At 66.4% G+C, this 15504-nt stretch carries 14 protein-coding genes; 3 read left to right on the forward strand and 11 right to left on the reverse strand.

Going from position 1 to position 15504, the window contains the following annotated elements; translation table 11 throughout:
- Positions 1–562 precede the first annotated feature (562 nt).
- The 5 genes from AC1DS6_RS24725 to AC1DS6_RS24745 form a co-directional block, all read right to left on the reverse strand.
- Positions 563–787 carry a formate dehydrogenase subunit delta gene (locus tag AC1DS6_RS24725; RefSeq protein ID WP_441626536.1) on the reverse strand — a complete coding sequence of 75 codons (225 nt, stop codon included), beginning with the start codon at positions 785–787 and terminating at the stop codon, positions 563–565.
- Positions 784–1656 carry a formate dehydrogenase accessory sulfurtransferase FdhD gene (gene fdhD, locus AC1DS6_RS24730; RefSeq protein WP_441626538.1) on the reverse strand — a complete coding sequence of 291 codons (873 nt, stop codon included), beginning with the start codon at positions 1654–1656 and terminating at the stop codon, positions 784–786. The genes AC1DS6_RS24725 and fdhD overlap by 4 nt, the downstream gene beginning before the upstream one ends.
- Positions 1653–4508 carry a formate dehydrogenase subunit alpha gene (gene fdhF / locus AC1DS6_RS24735; RefSeq protein ID WP_477103356.1) on the reverse strand — a complete coding sequence of 952 codons (2856 nt, stop codon included), beginning with the start codon at positions 4506–4508 and terminating at the stop codon, positions 1653–1655. Before fdhF ends, fdhD begins: the two co-directional genes overlap by 4 nt.
- Positions 4509–4596: 88 nt before the next feature.
- A complete protein-coding gene (locus AC1DS6_RS24740; RefSeq protein ID WP_477103357.1) occupies positions 4597–6150 on the reverse strand; it encodes a formate dehydrogenase beta subunit in 1554 nt (517 codons plus the stop codon).
- Positions 6147–6656, reverse strand: coding sequence for a formate dehydrogenase subunit gamma (locus AC1DS6_RS24745; protein WP_045236679.1), 510 nt, complete (start codon positions 6654–6656; stop codon positions 6147–6149). The genes AC1DS6_RS24740 and AC1DS6_RS24745 overlap by 4 nt, the downstream gene beginning before the upstream one ends.
- Before the next feature lie 293 nt (positions 6657–6949).
- Between AC1DS6_RS24745 and AC1DS6_RS24750 the strand changes: the two genes are divergently transcribed.
- The gene (locus AC1DS6_RS24750; RefSeq protein WP_477103358.1) at positions 6950–8053 is read left to right on the forward strand and encodes a substrate-binding domain-containing protein; all 1104 of its coding nucleotides are present in this window, start codon (positions 6950–6952) and stop codon (positions 8051–8053) included.
- On the opposite strand, the gene fdxA is transcribed toward AC1DS6_RS24750, so the two are convergent.
- The 4 genes from fdxA to AC1DS6_RS24770 all read right to left on the reverse strand — a co-directional run bounded on the left by fdxA (position 8050) and on the right by AC1DS6_RS24770 (position 12125).
- A complete protein-coding gene (fdxA, locus tag AC1DS6_RS24755; RefSeq protein ID WP_477103359.1) occupies positions 8050–8394 on the reverse strand; it encodes a ferredoxin FdxA in 345 nt (114 codons plus the stop codon). The two genes, AC1DS6_RS24750 and fdxA, sit on opposite strands and share 4 nt — an antisense overlap.
- Before the next feature lie 132 nt (positions 8395–8526).
- Positions 8527–8847, reverse strand: a complete 321-nt coding sequence (locus AC1DS6_RS24760; protein ID WP_441626548.1) for a hypothetical protein — start codon at positions 8845–8847, stop codon at positions 8527–8529.
- Between the two features lie 93 nt (positions 8848–8940).
- Positions 8941–10638, reverse strand: coding sequence for a M30 family zinc metallopeptidase (locus tag AC1DS6_RS24765; RefSeq protein ID WP_441626550.1), 1698 nt, complete (start codon positions 10636–10638; stop codon positions 8941–8943).
- Positions 10639–10826: 188 nt separating this feature from the next.
- Positions 10827–12125 (reverse strand): cation:proton antiporter, encoded by a 1299-nt coding sequence (locus tag AC1DS6_RS24770; protein WP_441626552.1) that lies wholly within the window; start codon positions 12123–12125, stop codon positions 10827–10829.
- Between the two features lie 193 nt (positions 12126–12318).
- On the opposite strand from AC1DS6_RS24770, the gene AC1DS6_RS24775 reads away from it, so the two are divergent.
- Together AC1DS6_RS24775 and AC1DS6_RS24780 are read left to right on the forward strand one after the other, a co-directional pair.
- Entirely contained in the window at positions 12319–13203 is an 885-nt protein-coding gene (locus AC1DS6_RS24775) for an alpha/beta hydrolase (RefSeq protein WP_441626554.1), read from the forward strand.
- Entirely contained in the window at positions 13200–13388 is a 189-nt protein-coding gene (locus tag AC1DS6_RS24780; RefSeq protein ID WP_441626556.1) for a DUF1289 domain-containing protein, read from the forward strand. The genes AC1DS6_RS24775 and AC1DS6_RS24780 overlap by 4 nt, the downstream gene beginning before the upstream one ends.
- A 76-nt stretch (positions 13389–13464) precedes the next feature.
- Here AC1DS6_RS24780 and ppk2 read toward each other — a convergent pair whose 3' ends face one another.
- Together ppk2 and AC1DS6_RS24790 are read right to left on the reverse strand one after the other, a co-directional pair.
- Positions 13465–14382 (reverse strand): polyphosphate kinase 2, encoded by a 918-nt coding sequence (ppk2, locus tag AC1DS6_RS24785; protein ID WP_428180675.1) that lies wholly within the window; start codon positions 14380–14382, stop codon positions 13465–13467.
- Positions 14383–14465: 83 nt separating this feature from the next.
- The gene (locus tag AC1DS6_RS24790; protein WP_441626558.1) at positions 14466–15485 is read right to left on the reverse strand and encodes a transporter; all 1020 of its coding nucleotides are present in this window, start codon (positions 15483–15485) and stop codon (positions 14466–14468) included.
- Positions 15486–15504 lie beyond the last annotated feature (19 nt).

Below are 15504 nucleotides of genomic sequence, written 5' to 3' on the forward strand. Positions count from 1 at the left end.
TGCGCGGTGACCATGCCCACATCTGCCGTTACCGGCGCGGGCTACCACGACACATCACATGCCCATGGTTTCGTGGTGGGGCGGGCGCGGTGGTGAAGGCCTCGGGCATATCACCCGGTGCCACCGCGCCCACGACGGAACCGGACCGCTTGCAACTTCGTGGCCGCCCATTTCGCGAGCGACAGACGGCTCGAAGTCAATGATGTCTGCTACCGGGGGCCCCACCACGAATCCCGGAGGCTGGCAGATCCGTGGCCGCTCAAGCCGGTACCGGCAGAAGCCCGCCGGCACTCTGGGCCGTACGACGAAATCATCGATATTCGAGAGCCTGATTGCTCTGCCCCCGGCAGGGTCGGCTTTCTTCTCGTTAGTCTTCTTTGCCGAGGCAAAGAAGAGTGACCGGCGCCCCCCGCAGGGGGATGTCGTATTCCTTTGAGTGCAACATGCCACCACCGCTCAAAGAAACAACGACCACCCCAGCAGGCGGACGTCGTATGGCTGTTGGGTGCAATAACCACCACCGCTCAAAAAAACAACGACCACCCCCAACAACCTCCCCCCATCACTCCAACACCCCCCGATGCCGAGTCACCGCCAACAGGACAATCTCGTCCAGCCCGGCATCCTCACCACTGTCCATCCGCGCCAGCAACGCGCGCCGCATACGCGGCTCCCAGAAACGCTTGATATGGCTGGCGATATCCGCCACCGCTTCCTCGCGGTCCGGCATGGCCTCGAAGAAGGTGCCAATCTGGTTCGCCATCTTGACAAGGTTATCGGAGTTCATGCCTGTTCCGTCCTGCTGTGCAAACGTTGGGGATGAGAGTAGACCACGTGGCGCCCGGCGCGCACAAAACCGGCCAGCGTAACGCCGGCATCGAGCGCCAGACGCACCGCCAGCGCGGTCGGGCCTGAGACGGCGGCCAGCACGCCAACGCCGGCACTGGCGGTCTTCAGCACCATTTCGTAGCTGGCGCGGCTGGTGACCAGCACGGCGCCGCGCGAGCGGTCCTCGCCAGTGCGTGCCAGCGCGCCGATCAGTTTATCAAGCGCGTTGTGGCGGCCCACGTCTTCGCGGACCAATGCTACCTGGCCGTCAGCGCGCAGCCAGGCGGCGGCGTGCGTGGAGCCGGTATGGCGCAGCAGTTCCTGGCGCGTCTGCAACTGCCCGAACGCGGCGTACAGCACCGCATCGCTGAAGCTCGCCTTGCTGCTGACCGGCGCCGGCGCGCGCATGACTTCCTGCAGCGATTCCGTGCCGCACAGCCCGCAGCCGGTGCGGCCCGCCATGGCGCGGCGCCGATCCTTGAGCGCGGCGAAGGCTTCCGCCGCAATGCGCAACTGCACCGCGATACCCTCGGGACGGACCTCGGTCTCAATCTCATAAACGTCGCGCGGGCTGGCCACCAGCCCTTCGCTCAGGCTGAAGCCCAACGCGAAGTCTTCGAGATCGGCCGGCGAGGCCAGCATGACCGCATGCGAGATGCCGTTGTACTCGAGCGCGACCGGCACCTCCTCGGCGATCTCGTCGTCCTCCAGCGCCAGCTCGCCCAGGCGGCAGCGATTGACGGCGAAGGTGCTGTGCGTAGGCGGCTCGGCATCGCTGAAAGACGCCACCGCATCGGGCCTGGCCATGGCGAGTTCGCAGAGCGTCATGCCGAACCCGCCTCGGCGCTGGCCGCCTGCAGCAACTGCATCTGCTGCTCGTGGAAGTCGCGGTACTGCCGCTGCCATTCGGACGGCTGCGCCACCGGCATCACCTGCACCGCGGTGACCTTGTACTCGGGGCAGTTTGTGGCCCAGTCCGAGTTGTCGGTGGTGATCACGTTGGCGCCGGACTCGGGGAAGTGGAAGGTGGTATAGACCACGCCCGGCTGCATGCGCTCGCTGACGATGGCGCGCAGCACCGTTTCGCCCGCGCGGCTTTGCACGCCAACCCAGTCCCCGCCCTTGATGCCGCGTTCCTCGGCGTCGTGCGGATGGATCTCCAGCCGGTCTTCGTCGTGCCACATCACGTTGTCGGTGCGCCGCGTCTGCGCGCCCACGTTGTACTGCGACAGAATGCGGCCCGTGGTGAGGATCAGCGGGAACTTGCGATTCACCCGCTCGGCGGTGGGCACGTAGCGCGTGATGATGAACTTGCCCTTGCCGCGCACGAATGCGTCGATATGCATGGTGGGCGTGCCCTCGGGCGCAGCGTCGTTGCACGGCCACTGGATGCTGCCGAGTTCCTCCAGGCGCTGGTAGCTGACGCCACTGAAGGTGGGGGTCAGCCGCGCGATCTCGTCCATGATCTCGGACGGATGCTTGTAGTCCATCGGATAGCCCAGCGCGTTGGACAGCAGCACGGTGGCTTCCCAGTCGGCATAGCGCGCCTTGGGCGGCATCACTTTGCGCACGCGCGAGATGCGGCGTTCGGCGTTGGTGAAGGTGCCGTCCTTTTCCAGGAAGGACGAGCCCGGCAGGAACACGTGCGCGTACTTGGCGGTCTCGTTGAGGAAGATGTCCTGCACCACGATGCATTCCATCGACGACAGCGCGGCTGCCACGTGCTGCGTATTCGGGTCGGACTGCACGATGTCCTCGCCCTGGCAGTACAGGCCCATGAAGCTGCCCGACAGCGCGGCCTCGAACATGTTGGGAATGCGCAGGCCCGGCTCCGGGCTGATCTCCACGTTCCAGGCGGACTCGAACAGGCCGCGCGTGGTGGAGTCCGATACATGGCGATAGCCCGGCAGCTCGTGCGGGAAGGAGCCGATATCGCAGGAGCCCTGCACGTTGTTCTGGCCGCGCAGCGGATTCACGCCCACGCCTTCGCGGCCGATATTGCCGGTGCACATGGCCAGGTTGGCGATGCCCATCACGGTGGTGGAGCCCTGCGCGTGTTCGGTCACGCCCAGGCCGTAATAGATCGCGGCGTTGCCGCCGGTGGCATACAAGCGCGCCGCGCCGCGCAGTTGTTCGGCGGGGATGCCGGTAATCTCGGCCATCGCTTCCGGCGAGTTCTCCGGCAGCATGACGAAATCGCGCCATTGCTGGAACGCACGGTCCTCGCAGCGCTCGGCGATGAACGATTCGGCCATCAGGCCTTCGCTCACGATCACGTGCGCCATCGAGGTCACGACGGCGACATTGGTGCCGGGGCGCAGTTGCAGGTGGAAGTCGGCGCGCACGTGGGGCGAGTCGACCAGGTCGATGCGGCGCGGATCGATCACGATCAGCCTGGCGCCGGCGCGCAGGCGCTTTTTCATGCGCGAGGCAAACACCGGATGGCCATCGGTGGGGTTGGCGCCCATCACCATGATGACGTCGGCCTTCTCCACCGAGCGGAAGGTCTGCGTGCCGGCAGATTCGCCCAGCGTCTGCTTGAGGCCGTAGCCGGTGGGCGAGTGGCAAACCCGCGCGCAGGTATCGACGTTGTTGTTGCCGAAGGCGGCGCGCACCAGCTTTTGCACCAGGTAGCCTTCCTCGTTGGTACAGCGCGAGGACACGATGCCGCCGATGGAGTCGCGGCCATGCCTGGCCTGGATGCGCTTGAACTCGGAGGCCGCGTGGCTGATCGCCTCTTCCCACGACACTTCGCGCCACGGGTCGGTGATCCTGGCGCGGATCATCGGGTTCAGGATGCGGTCCTTGTGGGTCGCGTAGCCAAAGGCGAAACGGCCCTTCACGCACGAGTGGCCCTCGTTGGCCTGGCCGTTCTTGTACGGCACCATGCGCACCACTTCATTGCCCTTCATCTCCGCCTTGAAGGCACAGCCCACGCCGCAGTAGGCGCAGGTGGTGACCTTGCTGTGCTCGGGCTGCCCCATGCGGATGATGGAGGTTTCGGCCAGCGTGGCGGTGGGGCAGGCCTGCACGCAGGCACCGCACGACACGCAGTCGGAATCCATGAAGCTGTCGCCCTGCCCCGCCGTCACGCGCGAGTCGAAGCCGCGGCCGCTGATGGTGAGCGCGAAGGTGCCCTGGGTTTCCTCGCAGGCGCGCACACAGCGGTTGCACACGATGCACTTGGAGGGATCGTAGGTGAAGTACGGGTTGGATTCGTCCTTGGCCTCGGCACGGTGGTTGGCGCCGTCGTAGCCGTAGCGCACTTCCCGCAGGCCCACCACGCCGGCCATGTCCTGCAGTTCGCAGTTGCCGTTGGTGGGGCAGGTCAGGCAGTCGAGCGGGTGATCGGAGATATACAGCTCCATCACGCCACGGCGCAGGTCGGCCAGCTTGTCGGTCTGCGTCTTCACTTTCATTCCGGCTTCGGCCGGGGTCGTGCACGAGGCCGGGAAGCCGCGACGGCCTTCGATTTCGACCAGGCACAGGCGGCACGAGCCGAAGGACTTGAGGCTGTCGGTGGCGCACAGCTTGGGCACGTTCACGCCCGCCTGCACGGCGGCCCGCATCAGCGAGGTGCCGGCGGGCACGGTGACGTCGAAGCCGTCGATCTCAAGGGTGACCTGCTGTTGCGAATCGCTGGCCGGCGTGCCGAAATCGATTTCGTTTCGTGTATTCAAGGCGGACTCCCGCTGCGGCCGCGGGCCGCGTACTGGTGATTCAGAGGGCGCAGAGGCAGCGCCGGTTCGGTATGCCGTAGCGCTGCGTTCAGGCAGCCTTGGCTGGCACGGCCACGCCAAAGTCTTCCGGGAATCCGTCGAGCGCCGACAGCACCGGGTACGGCGTCATGCCGCCCATGGCGCACAGCGATCCGCCCAGCATGGTGTCGCACAGGTCGCGCACCAGCTTCACGTGCCTGACCGGCTGGTCGCCCGCGATGATCTTGTCGATCACTTCGACGCCGCGCGTCGAGCCGATCCGGCACGGCGTGCACTTGCCGCAGGATTCGATGGCGCAGAACTCCATCGCGTAGCGCGCCTGCTTCGCCATGTCGACGGTGTCGTCGAACACCACGATGCCGCCGTGACCCAGCACCGCGCCGAAGGCCGCGAACGCTTCGTAGTCCATCGGCGTATCCAGCCGCGAAACCGGCAAGTAGGCGCCCAGGGGACCGCCCACCTGCACCGCGCGGATCGCCCGCCCGCTGCGCGTGCCCTGGCCATAGTCCTCCAGCAGCTCGCGCAGGGTCACGCCGAAGGCTTTCTCCACCAGCCCGCCCTGCCGCACATTGCCAGCGATCTGGAACGGCAGCGTGCCGCGCGAGCGGCCCATGCCGTAATCGCGGTAGAACTGCGCGCCGCGCGCGAGGATCAGCGGCACGGTGGCCAGCGAGATCACGTTGTTGATGATGGTGGGCTTGCCGAACAGGCCTTCGATCGCCGGCAGCGGCGGCTTGGCGCGCACCACGCCGCGCTTGCCTTCGATGCTCTCCAGCAGCGCCGTTTCCTCGCCGCACACATAGGCGCCCGCGCCCTTGCGCACCTCCAGGTGGAAGCGCCGGCCGCTGCCGCGGATATCGTCGCCCAGCCACCCGGCGGCATGGGCGATGCCGATGGCCGCTTCCAGCATGGCAATGGCGTGCGGATATTCCGAGCGCACGTAGATATAGCCGTGCTGCGCACCCACCGCGAGGCCGGCGATGGTCATGCCCTCGATCAGCATGAAAGGATCGCCTTCCATCACCATGCGGTCTGAGAAGGTGCCCGAGTCGCCCTCGTCGGCGTTGCAGACCACGTATTTGGTGGGCGACTGCGCGTTCAGCACGGTCTGCCACTTGATGCCGGTGGGAAAGGCTGCGCCGCCGCGGCCGCGCAGTCCGGAATCGGTCACTTCGCGCACGATCTGCGCACCGTCCAGCGCCAGCGCGCGGGTCAGGCCGGCGTAGCCCTCATGCGCGATGTAGTCATCCAGCGAGAGCGGATCGGTAATGCCCATGCGGGCGAAGGTCAGGCGCTCCTGCCCCTTGAGGAAAGGGATCTCCCCGGTGGGGCCGAGCGCCAGCGCGTGCGCCCCGCCCGCCAGGAAGCCGGCGTCGAACAAGGCGGCGACATCGGCCGGCGTGACCGGACCATAGGCCACGCGTCCGGCGGCGGTCTGCACCTCGACCAGCGGTTCCAGCCAGAACATGCCGCGCGAGCCGTTGCGCACCAGCTCCACGGTGGCGCCGCGCGCCGCGGCTTCGCGCGCGATGGCGCGCGCCACGTCGTCGGCGCCCATGGCGAGCGCGCTGGAATCGCGGGGAACGAAGACGGTCACGCTCATGCCTGCACCTCCGCTGCCCGATCCTGCGACGCATCCGCGCAAGCCTTGACCAAAGCATCGAAACGCTGCGGCGTCACGCGGCCTACCAGTTGCTCGCCGACCATCACGGCCGGGCCGCAGGCGCACTGGCCCAGGCAATAGACCGGCTCCAGCGTGAACTCGCCATCGGCGGTGGTTTCATGAAACCCGCAGCCCAGCACGCGCTCGGCGTGGGCGGCAAGCGCCTCGCTGCCGACCGACTGGCACGCTTCGGCACGGCAGACCTGGATCACATGCCGGCCCGGCTTGCTGTCGCGGAAGTGATGGTAGAAGGTGACCACGCCGTGTACCTCGGCGCGCGACAGGTTGAGCGCGCGGGCGATCTCGGGCAGGGCGTCGGCGGGCACGTAGCCTACCGCGTCCTGGATCTCGTGGAGGATCGGCAACAAGGCGCCCGGCATGTCGCGGCGCGTGGCTACGATGTGCGCGATCCGGTCGCGCCGGGCTTCAGCAGCTGGTGAGGACATCGGGTCTCCTGGTGACGCAGCACGGCCCGGCGCTAAAAATGGACCCAAAGTCCGGGGCCGGGGGCAGACGGTGTGGCGCATTGGCTTGCGCGTCTGGCCAGGAACTGCTGCGGGGCGCGGCAAACCGGTTTCCGGCTGCCACTATATATGCTATTTTTTTCATATCTTGGGGGCACTGAACGGGCATAAGCCATGTCGCCTTGCTGTTTTAGCTGGCCTTTTTCGGTTTATCTGCCTCTTTGAGCGGACTATAGGCAGTTGGCCGCGTTCGAGCAATATGCTATTTTTCTCATATGATTCGCATCTCGATCCTGCCCCATCTGCAAATTCGCGACGACCAGCAAGGCGCCGGCCCGGCACTTGACGTGTCCCGCCTCGTGGCCTTGCTGGGTCTGATTGAAAGCACCGGCAGCATCAGCCAGTCGGCGCAGGCAACCGGGCTGTCCTACCGTTACGCCTGGGGCATCCTGCGCGATGCGGAGGCGCTGTTCGGCGGCGCGCTGATTGCCAAGACACGGGGTCGCGGCACGGCGCTCTCGCCACTGGCCCAGCAACTGGTGTGGGCCAGCAAACGCATTGCCGCGCGGCTGTCCCCCACGCTGGAAAGCCTGGCGTCGGAACTGGAGATAGAGCTGAAGAAGCTGGTCGACCAGTCAGGCCCCACGCTGCGGCTGCACGCCAGTCATGGTTTCGCGGTGGCCGCGTTGCACGATTTCCTGGATGCGCACCAGGTTCGCCACGACCTGAAGTATTGCGGCAGCCTTGAGGCGGTTGCGGCACTTGCGCAGGGCGCTTGCGATATAGCAGGCTTTCATGTCCCGATCGGCGAATTCGAGCAAAAGACGCTGGATCGCTTCGCCACGTGGATCCGCCCGGAGACGCATCTGCTGATCCACCTGGCGGTGCGCTCGCAAGGCATCTTCGTGCGCCCCGGCAATCCGCTGGAGGTCAACACGCTGCAGGACCTGTGCCGCGCCGATGTGCGCTTCGTCAACCGGCAGACCGGTTCCGGCACGCGGCTGTTGCTGGACCTGATCCTGGAAGCACGCGGCATCGACAGCAGCCGGATCGAGGGCTATAGCAATGGCGAGTTCACCCATGCGGCGGTGGCTGCCTATATCGGCAGTGGCATGGCCGATGCGGGGTTCGGCGTGGAAACGGCGGCGCGGCGCTTCGGGCTGGATTTCGTGCCAGTGCTCAAGGAGCGGTATTTCTTTGCGATCGAGCGGGAGCGCCTGCAGAGCCCGGCGCTTGCCGGCGCCGTGGCGGCGCTCAGGAGCGGCAGCTTCCGGCAGGTGGTGGATGCCCTGCCCGGCTACGACGGCAGCCTGACCGGCACGATACTGACGCTGGACGAAGCCTTTCCCGAGGACGCCGGGAGACGCGGCCAGGGCTAGGACTGCGCGGCATCCTTGAGCAGCATGGGCAGCTTGTTGTCCCGCCCGGCCCATTGTTCGTGCCCGGGCAGCGGGCCCTTGGCCTTGAGCAGCGGCTTCCAGCCAGCCTGGCGCGAGAGTTCAGCGTTGAGGGCCAGGAAATGGTGCTGGCCGGCTGGCAGATCCTCGTCCGAGTAAATCGCGCCCACGGGACACTCGGGCACGCACATCGAGCAATCGATGCATTCGTCGGGGTTGATCACAAGGAAATTCGGCCCTTCGTGCAAGCACGACATAGGGCAGACATCGACGCAGTCGGTGTAGCGGCACTGGATGCAGGCATCCGTAACGACGAAGGTCATAAGGCTGGGAGGCGCGGAAAGACAGCGGCAAGGATAGCGTTGCCGCGCCGGCACGGGGGAGACGTGCTTTGTGCGAGTCAGTCAAAAGACTTCATGTGCGCCATCAGGATCTTGCAGCCTGCCGGCGTCCGCCTACCGCCAAGGTGCGCCCGGCGCGGCGTCCACATGTTCGACGCGAATGGCCGGCGCCCAGGTGCCTGGCTGGTTTGCGCGCAGCACCACGCCGGTTACTGTCACCCGCTGGCTGCCCAGGGCCTGGGCCTGTTCCACGGGGAATTTTTCGAGAACCCATGCCTCGCCGTCGGCGGTAACCAGCATAGGCTGCTGGAACAGCGCGCTGCCCTTGACCATGACCGTGCCCGTCAACGCAATGGACCTGCCGGCGGGCACCGCATGCACACACGCGGCAAGCACGACGGACAGTGCGGCAATCAGGATCAGGATTCGGTGCATGAGGTTCGATGGGTTGGCGGGCCGGGCGGCGGATGCCGCCGCCCGGGGGCCGCCGGAGGCGATCCGGCGTGTCCGCGCGTTGCGCGCTCAGTATCAGTACACCACTACGGACAGCGTGGTGCCAGCCGGCACGCGCACCGTTTCGCTGTACGTCGTGCCCACATTGCCGCGGACTACCGGGAAGCTGCCGTACGGCTGCAGCGTGGCGGCAACCGCGCTGGGCAGCTTGCGCACCGAGCGGTACTTGGCCAGGTCCGGATCGATCAGCGGCAGCGTAAAGCCGCCGTCGACGCGGGCCGGGTAGCCGTATCGCGCCGGCGACGAGGCCGCGGGCATCAGCGAGTTGCTGGTGACGGTCCAGCGCAACAGTTCCTGGTCGAAGCCGGAGTCCGGACGCGCCGCCTTGATGGCCTGGTCGAGCACGGTCTTCGAATCCATGCTGCTGGTGCGGTTCAGCAGATCCTTGTAGAAGGCCAGGCCAAGCTGCCGGTCGAGGAAGCCGCCAAAACTGCCCGACACCGAATAGCTCTCGCAGGTCGCGCCGAAACCGGTGAACTGCAGCAGATTGCAGTTGAAGTTGCCATTGCCTTGCGACAGGTAGTCGAGGAAGCGCACGTCACGGATCGCGTTATAGCTGGAATCGATGCTGTAGCTGGCGAAGTCCTCCATCATCATCGCGGACATTTCTTCCAGCCAGGTATCGAATGCATACTTCTGACCGGCCTTGACGCCGCGGCGATAGAAGTTCTGCATATGCATTCCCTCATGCGCCATGGTCATCTTCATTGCCTTCATGCCTGCTGCGCCGGCCAGCTGGAGCGTCTCGGAGTCGAGATAGAGCGACAGCGATTCGTTGCTGCGCGCATCCGAGGCAGCCGTCAGGTTATGCAGTCCCCAGAAATAACCCACGGTACCGCCCGCCTTTCCATTCTTGTCGAAGTTGAGGATGACGATATCGATCGGCTGGCCGCTGGCGGCAATCAGGTTGTTGTAGCTGTGCGCGCCCCACAGCGGGCCGCCGACCTGGGTCAGCATGTCGTAGATGCCGCCGGCGCCGACGAAACTGGTGAGCAGATCGTTGACGATTGGGCTGCCGATGTTGGACGCTTCGGCGTTTTCCACCCAGATGTTGACGACCGTCCCATCGCTTGCAGGCAGTTGCTGGGTCAGCGTAGCCAGGCGGCGCGTGCCGTCAGTGTGATACCAGGTCTTCGTGGAATTGAGCGCGGAAGCGTGCGGCGGCGGCGGCGCCATCTCGGAAAAGCTGGCAACGCGCTTGCCGCCGGCCAGTGCCGCCCAGCCGGCGCGATTGAACTCGGCGATATCGCGCCGCGTGCGCTCGTCCTGCGTGGACGACAACGACTCGGCCGACTGGATCGAGAGATTGGCCAGTTCGGACTGGATGACCGACAGCGACAGCGCCGGCATGGCTTGCTCGGCCGCGCCATTGGTGTAGAGCAGCGTCACCGATTTTCCGCTCACGCCACCGATGGAAATCGGCAGATCGGCTGCGGCGCCGGTGGTATTGGAGGCCGACCAGACGCCGACACCCGAGCCCGAGTAATTGCTGCCGTCCGCGGCGCTGCAGCCGTTGCAGGCCGGAGCGAGGGCCGGCATGACCGGCACCGCGGGCACAGAGGGCACAACGGGCGCAGCGGGTACGCTGCTGACCGGCGCGGCCGTCTGGCTGGTAGCGGGTGCATCGCCACCGCCGCCGCAGGCGGCGACCGAGGCGGCGGCAAGCCATGCTGCGAGCAAGCCTGCGCGGAGGCGGAAAGTGGTTCCCGTCATACTGAAAGCTCCGATTTCTGTTTTTTGGGCGCCGGCACCGGCGGAAGATGCCGGGGCCAGCACAAATATCGGCATCCGGGGACAAGAGCTTTAGGAACCGGCGTCATCGCAGAGCGTGCAAACCGTCCTGGCATGGGTACGGCGCGGACCGCGCAATCGTGCAGGAGGTGGCCGCGAAGCCGGCGGCTTCAGGCCTTGGCGGCACCGCGCCAGCGCCGGTACATGGCCATCAGCGGCGTCGCCGATGAACCATGCAGGGCCACCGACAGCACCACCACGCACAGCGTGGCGTCGGCCAGCAGGGCCACGTAGCGGGGATCGGCGCCGTGCGCCAGGGCAAAGGCGAGGTAATAGACCGAGCCGATGCCGCGCACGCCGAACCAGGCAATGAGCCGCCGCTGCGCTGGCTGCAGCGCGACCCCGATGGTGGATATCGCGACGGCAAGCGGACGCACGGCCAGGATCAGCGCGAGCCCCAGGGCCAGGTATTCCCCGCGCAGCAGCCGCGTGGAAAGCAAGGCGCCCACCACCACCATCACGCTAAGCTCGGCGAGCCGCTCCAGGTCCAGCGAGAACTCGCTGACGGTATGCGCCAGGTAAGCGGCGGCCTTGTCCTGGTGCACGGCCACGCGCTCATGTTCGGCAGGCGTCATTGCGCCCAGCACTTCGTCGGGCGCGACGTCCTGGTTCTCCTCGTGTTCGACGTGACGCATGGCGATGCCGGCGGCGAACACCGCCAGGAAGCCATAGCCATGCACCGCCAGCGCGGTGCCGTAAGCCAGCCCGATCAGGCCGATGGTGAAGAAGCTCTCCATCCCCAGGGCGCCGCCCAGGCGCTTGCGCAGCGCCAGCACCACGCGGCTGCACAGCCAGCCCAGCCCCCAGCCCACCGCCAGCCCCGCCAGCGTGGCCCACAGCAGGTCGAGCCATAGCCAGCGCAGCCAGGCAGCGCCCGGCAGGCTAAGCGCCAGCATGACGAAGGGAAAGGCGGCGCCATCGTTCAGCCCGCCCTCCCCGCTCAGGCTGAACCGCGTCCGGTCACGGTCCTGCGTGTCGTCGACCTGCACATCGGAAGCCAGCACCGGATCGGTGGGCGCCAGGATAGCCGCCAGCAGCAATGCCACGCCGGGCGGCAGCCCCATTGCCCAGATCCCGATGACAGCCAGCATGGCAATGGTGAGCAACATGCCCAGCGTGGCCAGCCGCAGCGGAAGGCGCCAGATGCGATCGCGCGGATGCGCGCGCAAGCGCAAACCCACCGCGAACAGCGAGACCAGCAGGGCGATTTCCGTAACGATCTCCAGCACCGCCACATGCTCGCGACGGGTGATATCGAAATGGATCAGACCGAAGCCGAACGGGCCCAGCAACATGCCGAACAGCAGGTAAAGCGCGGAGAACGAAATGGGCAGGCGCTTCACCACCGAGCCGATCAGCCCGATGGCGACAAGCAGCGCGCCGATGATCCATGCCCAGGTGCCGAACAAGCGATATCTCCCATGGCGAGCGCGTTCACGAAAGGACGCCGGCCGCAGGTCCGCGCGGGCAGGCTGGCACGGCAAACCCGTGGCGCCAGGCCCCGCGGCGCGCTACAACAAGGGGACACCGTACGTCTATGCAAGGTATATGCAAGAATGACCGGCGGCGCTTGAAAAAATCACCTGCCAGGAAGCCTAGCCCATGCCCAGACCGCGCTTTCTTTCACTGCTGCCGGTGCTGCCGCTGATGGGGCTGGGCGCGTGCTCCACGTCGGACGTGCTGAATGGCCTGACCCAAAGCAATGCCTATGCCCTCACCGCCAGCGTGCCCTATGCCGACGGCGCGCGCGGCAAGCTCGACATCTATGCGCCCCGCGAGCCGGCCTGCTCCGGCAAGGCGCCGGTGGTGGTGTTCTTCTACGGCGGCACCTGGAACAGCGGCGAGCGGGCCGACTACGCCTTCGTCGCGGCAGCCCTGGCCGCGCGCGGCATCCTGACCGTGATTCCGGACTATCGACTCTACCCCGAGGTCAGCTATCCGGATTTCCTGGTGGACAACGCCCGTGCCGTCGCCTGGACACGGCGCGAGATCGCCAAATACGGCGGCGATCCGCAACGGCTGTTCGTGATGGGACACAGCGCGGGCGGCTACAACGCCGCCATGCTCGCGCTCGATGCGCGCTGGCTTGCCCGCGTCGACCTGAGCCCCGGCCAGTTGCGCGGCTGGATCGGGCTGGCCGGGCCCTACGATTTCCTGCCGATCGTCAACCCGCAGGCGAAACCGGTGTTCCATCACCCCGACTACCCGCCCGGCTCCCAGCCTATCGACCATGCCGACGCGCGTTCGCCGGCCGCCTTTATCGGCGTGGACGAAGGCGACCGCCTGGTCAACCCGCAGCGCAACTCAGCGCAAATGGCCCAGCGCCTGGAGCGCAACGGCGTGCCTGTGCAGTACCGCAGCTATGCGCGGCTCTCCCACACCTTACTGATCGGTGCCTTCTCCGACCCGCTGCACTGGCTGGCCCCGGTGCGCGACGATGTCGCCGACTTCATCCTCCGGCGCGCCGATTGCGGGAGCGCCACATGAATGTGAAATCGCCCTGCATCAAGATCTGCAAGTTCGACGACGCGACCGGCTACTGCAGGGGCTGCCTGCGCACGCGCCCGGAATGCAAGGCGTGGAAGGCACTCAAGAAGAAGCGCCGGCGGAAGATCATCGAAGCCAGGCCGCGGCGCGAGGCCGAGTTGCGGCAAGCGAAGAAGACGGACTGAGGCGAGGCGGAAGCGCAGGCTTCCGCCTCGCCCGGAGATCGGGCAGGGCAATGCTGGCGCGGCCCTGCCCGGATGATCAATAGACTTCCGGCACGATCATGGTGTCCGGCACCGGCTGGCGCATGTAGTCCTCGTGCCGCTCGCGCTGCGGCAGCACCACGGGCGGCTGCGCGCGCTCCTCGTAAGGCATCTGCCGCAGCAGGTGATGGATGCAGTTAAGGCGCGCCTTTTTCTTGTCGACCGCCTGCACCACCCACCACGGTGCCTCGTCGATATGCGTGCGCTCCAGCATGATTTCCTTGGCACGGGTGTAGTCCTCCCAGCGCCGGCGGGATTCGAGATCCATCGGGCTGAGCTTCCACTGCTTGAGCGGATCGTGGATGCGGCTCAGGAAGCGCAGGTGCTGCTCCTCGTCCGAGATCGAGAACCAGTACTTGATGACCTGGATGCCCGAGCGCACCAGCATGCGCTCGAACTCCGGCACCGACCGGAAGAACTCTTCGTACTGGTCGTCGGTGCAGAAGCCCATCACGCGCTCGACGCCGGCGCGGTTGTACCAGCTGCGGTCGAACAGCACGATCTCCCCCGCCGCGGGCAAGTGCGAGACATAGCGCTGGAAATACCATTGCGTGCGTTCGCGATCGTTGGGCGCGGGCAGCGCGGCCACACGGGCCACGCGCGGGTTGAGCCGCTGGGTGATGCGCTTGATCACGCCCCCCTTGCCCGCCGCGTCGCGCCCCTCGAACAGGATCACGACCTTGTGGCCGGTCTCCACCACCCAGCTCTGCAGCTTGACTAGTTCGCCCTGCAGGCGGAACAGTTCGCGGAAATACTGTCGGCGCGCGGCACGCTCTTCATCGTCCAGCCCGCCGCCGCCCTCGCCGAACAGCGTATCGACATGGTGGTCTTCCAGCTCCAGTTCGAGTTCTTCATCATAGTGATCGGCCACCTCGCGGTGGATGCGCCGAATCAGCTCGTTCTCGTCTGGTCTCATCGCTCACTCCTGTTCGCAACAACGCGGTGCCTGGCAGGCTAGCAGCAGGTTATGACGCCCGCATGAAATCCGTCCCCGGGACGCTAGTAATCCCCCTGCTTGCGGAAAGCCCAGCGGCCGGCCAGCACGGTGAAACTGGCCACCAGCACCACCAGCACCCAGAAGCCGTGCGGATGATCGGCCAGCGGAATGCCGCCCACATTCATGCCGAAGAAACCCGCCACGATATTGATCGGCAACGCCAGCACGGTGACCAGCGTCAGCGTGAACAGCGTGCGGTTCGTCTGCTCGTTGAGCTTGGCCGCGATTTCTTCCTGCAACAGCTTGATGCGCTCGACCAGCGCCGCCAGGTCGTTGAGCACCAGCGAGAACTCTTCCGTCGAGTCGCGCAGGTCCTGGATATCCTGCTCCTGCAGCCACGCCGGCGGTCGGTTGAGCAGGCGGAACAGCGCGCCGGGCTCGGGCGCGAGCAGCCGCTGCAGGCGCACCAGTCCGCGCCGCATGGAGCCGAGTTCGGCGCGGTTGCCATGCAGGCGCTGCGAGAGCAGGCGATCCTCGACCTGGTCCACGGTGCCGCTGGTTTCGCGCACGATGCGCACCAGCACATCGGCCTGGTCGCGCAGCAAATGCACCAGCAGCGCCAGCGGCGTGTGGAACAGCTCGCCCTGCCGCACCGAGGCGCGCAACTGGTCGACCGAGCGCAAGGGCTTCATGCGCGCCGTCACCAGGATGCGGCGGTCGGCGCAGGCCCATAGCGTGGAGATGTCGGTGGAACTCACGCCGAAGTTGTAGATCACGTCGTTGACCACCGCAAGGAGCGCCACGTCGAGCCGCTCGATGCGGGTGGAACGCGAGCCTTCGCGCAGTGCTTCGAAAAAACCTTCTGGCAGGTCGAGCTGGTTCTTCAGCCAGCGCTCGCAGGCGCTGTGCGACAGGTTGAAGTGCAGCCAGAGAAACTCGTCGCCCGGCGGGGGCTGCTTGAGCCACATGGCCGCGGCGGCGGAATCCATGGGCTGGCCCGGCTCGCCGGGCAGGAAGCGGAAGCCGCTGACCAGACCGACCGGATCGGAGCCGTAGCTGGCTTCGACGATACCCGCATGCATGTGGTGCCTCTTCGAAAGC

This window comes from Cupriavidus sp. 05L310, assembly GCF_056398185.1.

What these genes read in the sequence shown, in the direction of transcription:
- AC1DS6_RS24780 (WP_441626556.1), top strand. Translation starts at nt 13,200, where the DNA reads ATGAATGTGAAATCGCCCTGCATCAAGATCTGCAAGTTCGACGACGCG.
- AC1DS6_RS24750 (WP_477103358.1), top strand. Translation starts at nt 6,950, where the DNA reads ATGATTCGCATCTCGATCCTGCCCCATCTGCAAATTCGCGACGACCAG.
- AC1DS6_RS24790 (WP_441626558.1), bottom strand. Translation starts at nt 15,485, where the DNA reads ATGCATGCGGGTATCGTCGAAGCCAGCTACGGCTCCGATCCGGTCGGT.
- AC1DS6_RS24760 (WP_441626548.1), bottom strand. Translation starts at nt 8,847, where the DNA reads ATGCACCGAATCCTGATCCTGATTGCCGCACTGTCCGTCGTGCTTGCC.
- AC1DS6_RS24725 (WP_441626536.1), bottom strand. Translation starts at nt 787, where the DNA reads ATGAACTCCGATAACCTTGTCAAGATGGCGAACCAGATTGGCACCTTC.
- fdhD (WP_441626538.1), bottom strand. Translation starts at nt 1,656, where the DNA reads ATGACGCTCTGCGAACTCGCCATGGCCAGGCCCGATGCGGTGGCGTCT.
- fdxA (WP_477103359.1), bottom strand. Translation starts at nt 8,394, where the DNA reads ATGACCTTCGTCGTTACGGATGCCTGCATCCAGTGCCGCTACACCGAC.
- ppk2 (WP_428180675.1), bottom strand. Translation starts at nt 14,382, where the DNA reads ATGAGACCAGACGAGAACGAGCTGATTCGGCGCATCCACCGCGAGGTG.
- AC1DS6_RS24765 (WP_441626550.1), bottom strand. Translation starts at nt 10,638, where the DNA reads ATGACGGGAACCACTTTCCGCCTCCGCGCAGGCTTGCTCGCAGCATGG.
- AC1DS6_RS24740 (WP_477103357.1), bottom strand. Translation starts at nt 6,150, where the DNA reads ATGAGCGTGACCGTCTTCGTTCCCCGCGATTCCAGCGCGCTCGCCATG.
- AC1DS6_RS24745 (WP_045236679.1), bottom strand. Translation starts at nt 6,656, where the DNA reads ATGTCCTCACCAGCTGCTGAAGCCCGGCGCGACCGGATCGCGCACATC.
- AC1DS6_RS24775 (WP_441626554.1), top strand. Translation starts at nt 12,319, where the DNA reads ATGCCCAGACCGCGCTTTCTTTCACTGCTGCCGGTGCTGCCGCTGATG.